Origin of the sequence: Aquipseudomonas alcaligenes (assembly GCF_003205495.1) — a bacterium.
Classification (GTDB): Bacteria; Pseudomonadota; Gammaproteobacteria; order Pseudomonadales; family Pseudomonadaceae; genus Aquipseudomonas; species Aquipseudomonas alcaligenes_B.
Map to the genome: position 1 here is coordinate 301,788 of NZ_QJRX01000007.1, position 9,431 is coordinate 311,218.

The window sequence follows — 9,431 nt, forward strand, 5'->3', positions numbered from 1 at the left end:
GAAGACTTCCGCAAACCGGCAAGCAGGGGGACGCCGTCCTGGCTGAAACTCTTTTCTCGCAGAGTAGCCGAGAGCCGGGACAAGTTCACGCACAAGACAATGGCATGGCGCCACCATCCATTTCATCGAGCCCACTTGCCGCAGCTCTGCCGTGCACTTTTCCAGCCGTTCCAAGTAAGCTTCGCCATCGACCGCGATACAACGAGCGCCGCTGCCAACTCCGCACCGGCGCGCTGCCCGAGGAACCCGTGATGAGCAACCGCCAAGCCGAAATCGCCGCCGCCCTGGACGTGGTACCGCCCTTCGCCGACGAGGCGGCCCTGGTGGCCGAGATCGAGCGGCGCAAGGCCTTCATCAAGAATTGCCTGAAGAACTCCGGCCTCAAGGTGCTGGTGCTGGGCATCAGCGGCGGCGTCGACTCGCTGACCGCCGGGCGCCTGGCCCAGCTGTCGGTGGAGGAGCTGCGCGCCGAGACGGGAGATGCGGCCTATCGCTTTATCGCCGTGCGCCTGCCGCACAAAGTGCAGCACGACGAGCACGACGCCCAGGACTCGCTGAAGTTCATCCGCGCCGACGAGGAGGACACGGTCAACATCGAGGACAGCGTGACCGGCCTGGGCGAGCAGGTCAGCCACCTGCAGCAGCTCTCCGACGCCCGCCGCGACTTCGTGGTCGGCAACATCAAGGCGCGCATCCGCATGGTCGCCCAGTTCGCCATCGCCAACGCCAACAACGGCCTGGTGATCGGCACCGACCACGCCGCCGAGGCGGTCATGGGCTTCTTCACCAAGTTCGGCGACGGCGCCTGCGACCTGGCCCCGCTGTCCGGCCTGGTGAAGCACCAGGTGCGTGCCATCGCCAAGCACCTCGGCGCGCCGCAGCACCTGGTGATGAAGACGCCGACCGCCGACCTGGAGGAGCTGCGCCCGGGCAAGCCGGACGAGGAAGCGCATGGCGTGAGCTATGCCGAGATCGACGCCTTCCTGCATGGCCAGCCGGTCAGCGAGGCGGCCTACGCCACCATCGTGCGCACCTACGACAACACCCGCCACAAGCGCGAACTGCCGCTGGTACCCTGACGGCGGAAACGAAAAAGCCGGGCACTGCCCGGCTTTTTTCATGTGCCAGCTGAATCAGGTCTTCGGCAGGGTCACGCCCGTCTGGCCCTGGTACTTGCCGCCGCGATCCTTGTACGACACCTCGCAAGCCTCGTCGGACTGCAGAAACAGCATCTGCGCCACGCCCTCGTTGGCATAGATCTTCGCCGGCAGGGTGGTGGTGTTGGAGAACTCCAGGGTCACGTGGCCCTCCCACTCCGGCTCCAGCGGGGTGACGTTGACGATGATGCCGCAGCGCGCGTAGGTGCTCTTGCCCAGGCAGATGGTCAGCACGTCGCGCGGGATGCGGAAGTACTCGACGGTGCGGGCCAGGGCGAAGGAGTTCGGCGGGATGATGCACACCGGCCCCTTCACATCGACGAAGCTCTTCTCGTCGAAGTTCTTCGGGTCGACGGTGGCCGAGTGGATGTTGGTGAACACCTTGAACTCGTCGGCACAGCGCACGTCGTAGCCGTAGCTGGAAACGCCGTAGGAGATCAGGCGCTCGGCGCCTTCGGTGCGCACCTGGCGCTCGACGAAGGGCTCGATCATCCCGTGTTCCTGGGCCATGCGGCGAATCCACTTGTCCGATTTGATGCTCATGGCGGGCGTCCTGAAAGCAGTGGTTGAAAAATGATCGCGCATCTTACCGGGAGGCGGGGCCCGGTTCAAAGGCCCCACATCCCGCAAGGCAACGTCAGTCGTCGCTGACCTCGATGGTCGGCATGGCCGCCGCGCCCAGGCCCGCCTGGGCGATGCGCGCACCGACGCTGCGCGCCATTTCCTGGTAGATCATGGCGATCTGGCTCTCGGTGTCGGCCACCACGGTCGGCTTGCCACCGTCGGCCTGCATGCGGATAGCCATGGACAGCGGCAAGGATGCCAGCAGGTCGACGCCGTACTGGGCCGCCAGCTTCTCGCCGCCGCCCTCGCCGAACAGGTGCTCGGCATGACCGCAGTTGCTGCAGATATGCACGGCCATGTTCTCCACCACGCCGAGTACCGGGATATTGACCTTGCGGAACATCTCCACGCCTTTCCTGGCGTCCAGCAGGGCCAGGTCCTGCGGGGTGGTGACGATCACCGCGCCGGCCACCGGCACCTTCTGCGCCAGGGTCAGCTGGATGTCACCGGTGCCCGGCGGCATGTCGACAATCAGGTAGTCCAGGTCGTCCCAGGCGGTCTGGGTCACCAGCTGGATCAGCGCGCCGGAAACCATCGGCCCGCGCCAGACCACCGGGGTGCTGTCGTCGGTGAGGAAGGCCATGGACATCACCTGCACGCCGTGGGCCTCCAGCGGCACGAAATACTTCTGGTCGCGCACCTTGGGTCGCGTCCCTTCGGCGATGCCGAACATGATGCCCTGGCTGGGGCCATAGATATCGGCATCGAGGATGCCGACGCGGGCGCCTTCGCGGGCCAGGGCCAGGGCCAGGTTGGCGGCGGTGGTGGACTTGCCCACCCCGCCCTTGCCGGAGGCCACGGCGATGATGTTCTTCACCCCGGCCAGCGCCGGCACCTGCTCCTGGGCCTTGTGCGGAGCGATGGCCACGTCCACCTGCACCCGTGCCGACTCCACCCCATCCAGGCCCTCCAGGGCCATCTGCAGCATCTGCGCCCAGCCGTTCTTGAACAGCCCGGCGGCATAGCCCAGCTCCAGGCGCACGGCGACCTTGCCGCCCTGGATATCGACTTCACGCAGGCAGCCGGCGCTGACCGGGTCCTGATTCAGGTGGGGGTCGGTGAACTGACGCAGGCGGGCTTCGACCGCTTCGCGGGTGACGGCGCTCATGGGGCTACTCCGAAAGGCAGGGCAAAACAGGCGGGCATATTACCCCAGGGCGGCGCCCCGCACGGATGAAAAAAAACCGCCGCGGCTATATAGTGGCCGACTTCCCTCGTAACACCCGATGGCCCGATCCCCATGTCCGAAGCCCGCAAGATTCTCGTCACCAGCGCCCTGCCCTATGCCAACGGCTCGATTCACCTCGGCCACATGCTCGAGTACATCCAGACCGACATGTGGGTGCGCTTCCAGAAGCTGCGCGGCAACCAGGCCGTATACGTCTGCGCCGACGATGCCCACGGCTCTGCCATCATGCTGCGCGCCGAGAAGGAAGGCATCACGCCCGAACAGCTGATCGACAACGTCCGCGCCGAGCACATGGCCGACTTCGCCGACTTCGGCGTGGCCTTCGACAACTACCACTCGACCCACTCGGACGAGAACCGCGAGCTGGCCTCGTCAATCTACCTGGCGCTGCGCGACAAGGGCCACATCGCGACCCGCGCGGTGACCCAGTACTTCGACCCCGAGAAGGGCATGTTCCTCGCCGACCGCTTCATCAAGGGCACCTGCCCGAAATGCGCGGCCGAGGATCAGTACGGCGACAACTGCGAGAAGTGCGGCGCCACCTACGAACCCACCGAGCTGAAGAACCCGCGTTCGGCCATCTCCGGCGCCGTGCCGGTGCTCAGGGAGTCCAAGCACTTCTTCTTCAAGCTGCCGGACTTCGAGGCCATGCTCAAGCAGTGGACCCGCAGCGGCGCCCTGCAGGAGGCGGTGGCCAACAAGATCGCCGAATGGCTGGACGGTGGCCTGCAGGAGTGGGACATCTCCCGCGACGCGCCCTACTTCGGCTTCGAGATCCCCGACGAGCCGGGCAAATACTTCTACGTCTGGCTGGACGCGCCGATTGGCTATATGGCCAGCTTTAAAAATCTGTGCTCCAAGCGCCCGGAGCTGGACTTCGACGCCTTCTGGGGCAAGGACTCCACCGCCGAGCTGTACCATTTCATCGGCAAGGACATCGTCAACTTCCACGCCCTGTTCTGGCCGGCCATGCTCGAAGGCGCCGGCTACCGCAAGCCCACCGCGGTCAACGTGCACGGCTACCTGACCGTTAACGGCCAGAAGATGTCCAAGTCGCGCGGCACCTTCATCAAGGCGCGCACCTACCTCGATCACCTGAACCCCGAGTACCTGCGTTACTACTACGCCAGCAAGCTGGGCCGCGGCGTCGACGATCTCGACCTCAACCTCGAGGACTTCGTGCAGAAGGTCAACTCCGACCTGGTCGGCAAGGTGGTCAACATCGCCAGCCGCTGCGCCGGTTTCATCCATAAGGGCAACAACGGCGTGCTGGTCGCCGCCAACCCCGAGCCGGAACTGTGGGAGGCCTTCCAGGCCGCCATTCCGAGCATCGCCGAGGCCTACGAGGCGCGCGACTTCGCCCGTGCCATGCGCGAGATCATGGCCCTGGCCGATCGCGCCAACGCCTGGATCGCCGACAAGGCGCCGTGGGCCCTGAACAAGGTCGAGGGCAAGCAGGCTGAGGTCCAGGAAATCTGCGCCCTGGGCGTCAACCTGTTCCGCCAGCTGGTGATCCTGCTCAAACCGGTGCTGCCGAAGCTGGCCGCCGACGCCGAGGCCTTCCTCAACGTCGCCCCGCTGACCTGGAACGACCTGGCCACCCCGCTGGCCAACCACCAGCTGAACCCGTTCAACCCGCTGCTGACCCGTATCGAACCCGCGAAGATCGACGCCATGACCGAAGCCTCCAAGGAAGACCTCGCCGCCGAAGCCAGCAAGCCCACCGGCAATGGCGAACTGACCAAGGACCCGCTGGCCGCCGAGATCAACTTCGACGCCTTCGCCGCAGTCGACCTGCGTATCGCCCTGATCGAGAAGTGCGAGTTCGTCGAAGGCGCCGACAAGCTACTGCGCCTGACCCTGGATATCGGCGATGAGAAGCGCAACGTGTTCAGCGGCATCAAGTCCGCCTACCCAGACCCGAGCAAGCTGGAAGGCCGCCTGACCCTGTACGTGGCCAACCTGGCCCCGCGCAAGATGAAGTTCGGCATCAGCGAAGGCATGGTCCTGGCCGCCGGCCCCGGCGGCGAGGAAATCTACCTGCTCAGCCCGGATAGCGGCGCCAAACCGGGCCAGCGCGTCAAATAAGCCGTCTAGGCTTATCCAAGAACAACAAGCCGGCTTATGCCGGCTTGTTTGCCTCTGCGCCCTTTCCGATAATAGGCGCCCTTTCCCTGCGGCCTTTGCCCCAAGACGGACGTTTCGATGACCGAACTCGCCTTGATCATGGTCAGCGCCATCCTGGTCAACAACTTCGTGCTGGTGCAGTTCCTCGGCCTGTGCCCGTTCATGGGCGTGTCGAAGAAGATCGAGACGGCCATCGGCCTGTCGCTGGCCACCACCTTCGTCCTCACCCTGGCCGCCATGTGCAGCTACCTGGTGCAGGAATACGTGCTGGAGCCGCTGGGCCTGGAGTTCCTGCGCACCATCAGCTTCATCCTGGTGATCGCCGTGGTGGTGCAGTTCACCGAGATGGTGGTGCACAAGACCAGCCCCCTGCTCTACCGCGTGCTGGGCATCTTCCTGCCGCTGATCACCACCAACTGCATCGTCCTCGGCGTGGCCCTGGTCAACGCCAACAAGGCCGAATTCACCTTCATCACCGCCACCGCCAACGGCTTTGCCGCCGGCCTGGGCTTCTCCCTGGTGCTGGTGCTGTTCGCCGCCATGCGTGAGCGCATCGCCATCGCCGACGTGCCCAAGCCGTTCCAGGGCGCCTCCATCGGCATGATCACCGCCGGGCTGATGTCCCTGGCCTTCATGGGCTTCGCCGGGCTGATCAAGCTATGAGCCTGGTACTGATCGCTGTCCTCGCCCTGCTCGGCCTGTGCCTGCTGGCCGGCGCCATCCTTGGCTACGCCGCCGTGCGCTTCAAGGTCGAGGGCGACCCCATCGCCGAGCAGATCAACGCCCTGCTGCCGCAGACCCAGTGTGGCCAGTGCGGCTACCCGGGCTGCAAGCCCTATGCCGAGGCCATCGCCGGCGGCGACAAGATCAACAAGTGCCCACCCGGCGGCGAGGCTACCATCGCCGCCCTGGCCGACCTGCTGGACGTCGAGCCCGAGCCGCTGGACGCCGTCGAAGGCGAGAAGCCGCAGATGGTGGCGGTGATCCGCGAGGCCGAGTGCATCGGCTGCACCAAGTGCATCCAGGCCTGCCCGGTGGACGCCATCGTCGGTGCGGCCAAGCAGATGCACACGGTGATCGCCAGCGAGTGCACCGGCTGCGACCTGTGCGTCGAGCCCTGCCCGGTGGACTGCATCGACATGCTGCCGGTGGGCAGCAACGTGCAGAGCTGGAAGTGGCAGCTGCCGCTGGCCCCCGGCCAGCTGATCGCCAGTGACCGGGAGCAGGCCGCATGAGTGCGCACGAACGCATCTGGGACATCCCCGGCGGCATCCACCCGGCCGAGCACAAGGCGCTGTCCAACCGCACGCCCATCGTCCGGGCGCCGCTGCCCAGGCGCCTGATCCTGCCGCTGGGCCAGCATATCGGCGCCGCCGCTGAGCCCTGCGTGGTGGTCGGCGAGCGGGTGCTCAAGGGCCAGAAGATCGCCGAGGCGAGCGCCTTCGTCAGCGCGCCGCTGCATGCCCCCACCTCCGGCACGGTGAGCTTCATAGGCCCGCAGCCCTACCCGCATGTATCGGGTCTGCCCGCACCGGCCATCGTCATCGACAGCGACGGCCAGGATCAGTGGATCGACCTGACGCCCCATGCCGACTACCGGCACCTGGATTCCGCAGAGCTGCTGGAGCTGATCCGCGAAGCCGGCATCAGCGGCCTGGGCGGCGCCGGCTTCCCCACGGCGGCCAAGCTCACTGCGCGGCCGACGCAGAAGATCCACACCCTGATCATCAACGGCACCGAGTGCGAGCCCTACATCACCGCCGACGATGTGCTGATGCGCGAGCGCGCCGCCGAACTGGTGTCCGGCATCGACATCCTGGTGCAACTGATCCAGCCGGACGAGGTGCTGATCGGCATCGAGGACAACAAGCCCGAGGCCATCGCCGCCGTGCGCGCGGCGCTGGCCGAGCGCAGCTACCGGCTCAAGGTATTCCCCACCAAGTACCCCTCCGGCGGCGAGAAGCAGCTGATCCAGATCCTCACCGGCGTGGAGGTGCCCAGCGGCGGCCTGCCGGCCGATATCGGCATGCTCTGCCAGAACGTCGGCACCTGCGTCGCCATCCATGACGCCGTGGTGCTCGGCAAGCCGCTGATTGCACGCATCACCACCCTGACCGGCGAGGCCCTGGCACGGCCGGGCAATGTCGAGGCACTGCTCGGCACCCCGGTCGGCGAGCTGCTCGAATTTGCCGGCCTGGACACCAGCAAGCTCAACCGTCTGGTCATGGGCGGGCCGATGATGGGCTTCACCCTGCCCTCGCTGGATGTGCCGCTGATCAAGACCGCCAACTGCCTGCTGGCCGGCAGCGCCAGCGAGCTGCCGTCGCCGCCACCGGCCATGCCCTGCATCCGCTGCGGCGAGTGCGCCGACGCCTGCCCGGCCAGCCTGCTGCCGCAGCAGCTGCATTTCTTCGCCCTCGGCCAGCAGCATGAGCAGCTCAAGGCGCACAACCTGTTCGACTGCATCGAATGCGGCGCCTGCGCCTATGTCTGCCCCTCCAGCATCCCGCTGGTGCAGTACTACCGCGCGGCCAAGGCGGAAATCCGCGAACTGGAGCAGAAGCAGCAGAAGGCCGAGCACTCCAAGCAGCGCTTCGAGCTGCGTCAGGAGCGCCTGCGCCGCGAGGAAGAACGCAAGGAGGCAGAGCGCCTCGCCCGCGCCGAGCGCGCCGCCAAGGCCAAGGCGGCCCAGGCCGAAGCCGCCGCAGCGGCGCCTGCAAGCAGCGCGCCAAGCGCTGCCGACGAGCAGCTCAAGCGCCTGAAGATCGAGGCCAGCATGGCCCAGGTGGCATTGAAGAAGGCCGAGAAGCAACTAGCCCTGCACGACACAGAAGAACTCAAGAGCCAGGTCGCCGAGCTGCGCAGCGCCGCCGAGGCCGCGCAGAAGGCCCTGGAAGCCGCCCAGGCCAGCGCACCAGCGCCGACCACAGCAGCACCAGCCAACGACGACGCGCTGAAGAAAGCCAAGATCGAAGCTGCCATGCTCAAGGCCCAGCTGCGCAAGCTGGAAAAGCTCGAAGCGCCCAGCGCCGAACAGCAGGCCGAGCTGGAGCAGACCCGCGCCAAGCTGGCCGAGGCCGAGAAGACTCTGGAACAGCTGCAATCCGCAGCACCGGCACCCGCTGCACCGGCCAACGACGACGCGCTGAAGAAGGCCAAGATCGAAGCCGCCATGCTCAAGGCCCAGCTGCGCAAGCTGGAGAAACTCGAAGCGCCGACGCCTGAACAGCAGACCGAGCTGGAACAGACCCGCGCCAAGCTGGCCGAGGCCGAGAAGGCGCTAGAGCAGCTGCAATCCACGGCGCCTGAACCCTCCGCCGTCGCACTCGCCAGCGACGATGCGCTGAAGAAAGCCAAGATCGAGGCCGCCATGCTCAAGGCCCAGCTGCGCAAGCTGGAAAAACTCGAAGCGCCTAGCGCCGAACAGCAGGCCGAGCTGGAACAGACCCGCACCAAGCTGGTCGAGGCCGAAAAAACACTGGAGCAACTGCAATCCGCAGCACCAGCCCCTGCCGCCAAGGCAATCGACGATAGCGCGCTGAAAAAGGCCAAGGTCGAGCTGGCGATGAAGCGCGCCGAGCTGAAGAAGGCCGAAAAAGCAGGTGCCGAGGAAAGCGAGCTAGAGCGCCTGCGCCAGGCCCTGTCCGTTGCCGAACAGGCTCTGCATGCCGCCGAGGACGCCTCCGGCAAGCCAGCCCCGGAGCTGGTGCGCACCGAGCAACCTGGCGTCGACGCCGAACTCAAGGCACTGAAGACCGAGGTGGCCTTCGCTCGTGCCGACCTGCGCAAGCTGGAACGCGACGAGAGCGCCAGCCCAGAAGCCCTCGACGCGGCACGCACACGCCTCGCAGAAGCCGAACGAAAATTGGCGGAACACCAGAACCCATAGCCCGTATGCAATCCGAGGGCTGGCAGGCAGAGCTGCCGGTCCGCGCACAAAAGGTGTCTATGGCACCAACCCGGATTGCATCCGGGCTACAGAACACAGAGTGCAGCCCAGGCAGCACAAGGCAACAACGGAGCATCAATGGCCCTGCCCCGCATCACCTCGCCCCACGCCAGGGGCAGCAACAAGACCCAGCGCGTCATGCTGCTGGTCGCTGCCGCCTGCGCGCCCGGCGCCCTGGCGCTGACCTGGCTGTTCGGCATCGGCACCCTGGTCAACCTGCTCTGGGCCAGCCTGGTCGCCCTGGCCTGCGAGGCGGCCATCCTGGCCATCCGCAAGCGCCCGCTGGCGTTCTTCCTCAAGGACGGCAGCGCCCTGGTCACCGCCGTCCTGCTGGCCCTGGCCCTGCCGCCCTATGCGCCCTGGTGGCTGACAGCAGTGGCGGTGG

At 66.4% G+C, this 9,431-nt stretch carries 8 protein-coding genes; 6 read left to right on the top strand and 2 right to left on the bottom strand.

Translation table 11 applies throughout. The features are described 5' to 3' along the window. Nucleotides 1-251: 251 nt before the first annotated feature. Nucleotides 252-1,079, top strand: coding sequence for an ammonia-dependent NAD(+) synthetase (nadE, locus tag DMO17_RS15045; protein ID WP_110683306.1), 828 nt, complete (start codon nt 252-254; stop codon nt 1,077-1,079). Between the two features lie 54 nt (nt 1,080-1,133). On the opposite strand, the gene dcd is transcribed toward nadE, so the two are convergent. After that, entirely contained in the window at nt 1,134-1,700 is a 567-nt protein-coding gene (gene dcd, locus DMO17_RS15050; protein WP_110683307.1) for a dCTP deaminase, read from the bottom strand. A gap of 94 nt (nt 1,701-1,794) precedes the next feature. Then, the gene (gene apbC, locus DMO17_RS15055) at nt 1,795-2,889 is read right to left on the bottom strand and encodes an iron-sulfur cluster carrier protein ApbC (protein ID WP_110683308.1); all 1,095 of its coding nucleotides are present in this window, start codon (nt 2,887-2,889) and stop codon (nt 1,795-1,797) included. Between the two features lie 132 nt (nt 2,890-3,021). Here apbC and metG point away from each other — a divergent pair, with 132 nt between their 5' ends. The 5 genes from metG to DMO17_RS15080 form a co-directional block, all read left to right on the top strand. Next, a complete protein-coding gene (gene metG / locus DMO17_RS15060; RefSeq protein ID WP_110683309.1) occupies nt 3,022-5,058 on the top strand; it encodes a methionine--tRNA ligase in 2,037 nt (678 codons plus the stop codon). 117 nt (nt 5,059-5,175) lie between these two features. Next, nucleotides 5,176-5,760: an electron transport complex subunit RsxA gene (gene rsxA / locus DMO17_RS15065; RefSeq protein ID WP_110683310.1), complete on the top strand. Its 585-nt coding sequence runs from the start codon at nt 5,176-5,178 to the stop codon at nt 5,758-5,760. Continuing rightward, a complete protein-coding gene (gene rsxB / locus DMO17_RS15070) occupies nt 5,757-6,332 on the top strand; it encodes an electron transport complex subunit RsxB (protein WP_110683311.1) in 576 nt (191 codons plus the stop codon). The genes rsxA and rsxB overlap by 4 nt, the downstream gene beginning before the upstream one ends. Beyond that, nucleotides 6,329-8,986: an electron transport complex subunit RsxC gene (gene rsxC / locus DMO17_RS15075; RefSeq protein WP_110683312.1), complete on the top strand. Its 2,658-nt coding sequence runs from the start codon at nt 6,329-6,331 to the stop codon at nt 8,984-8,986. The genes rsxB and rsxC overlap by 4 nt, the downstream gene beginning before the upstream one ends. 138 nt (nt 8,987-9,124) lie before the next feature. Beyond that, nucleotides 9,125-9,431 (top strand): RnfABCDGE type electron transport complex subunit D (locus DMO17_RS15080; protein WP_181418793.1); only part of this gene is annotated, 307 nt, incomplete at its 3' end.

Coding starts and splice junctions, on each gene's coding strand:
- nadE (WP_110683306.1), top strand. CDS start 252: ATGAGCAACCGCCAAGCCGAAATCGCCGCCGCCCTGGACGTGGTACCG.
- dcd (WP_110683307.1), bottom strand. CDS start 1,700: ATGAGCATCAAATCGGACAAGTGGATTCGCCGCATGGCCCAGGAACAC.
- rsxB (WP_110683311.1), top strand. CDS start 5,757: ATGAGCCTGGTACTGATCGCTGTCCTCGCCCTGCTCGGCCTGTGCCTG.
- rsxC (WP_110683312.1), top strand. CDS start 6,329: ATGAGTGCGCACGAACGCATCTGGGACATCCCCGGCGGCATCCACCCG.
- apbC (WP_110683308.1), bottom strand. CDS start 2,889: ATGAGCGCCGTCACCCGCGAAGCGGTCGAAGCCCGCCTGCGTCAGTTC.
- metG (WP_110683309.1), top strand. CDS start 3,022: ATGTCCGAAGCCCGCAAGATTCTCGTCACCAGCGCCCTGCCCTATGCC.
- rsxA (WP_110683310.1), top strand. CDS start 5,176: ATGACCGAACTCGCCTTGATCATGGTCAGCGCCATCCTGGTCAACAAC.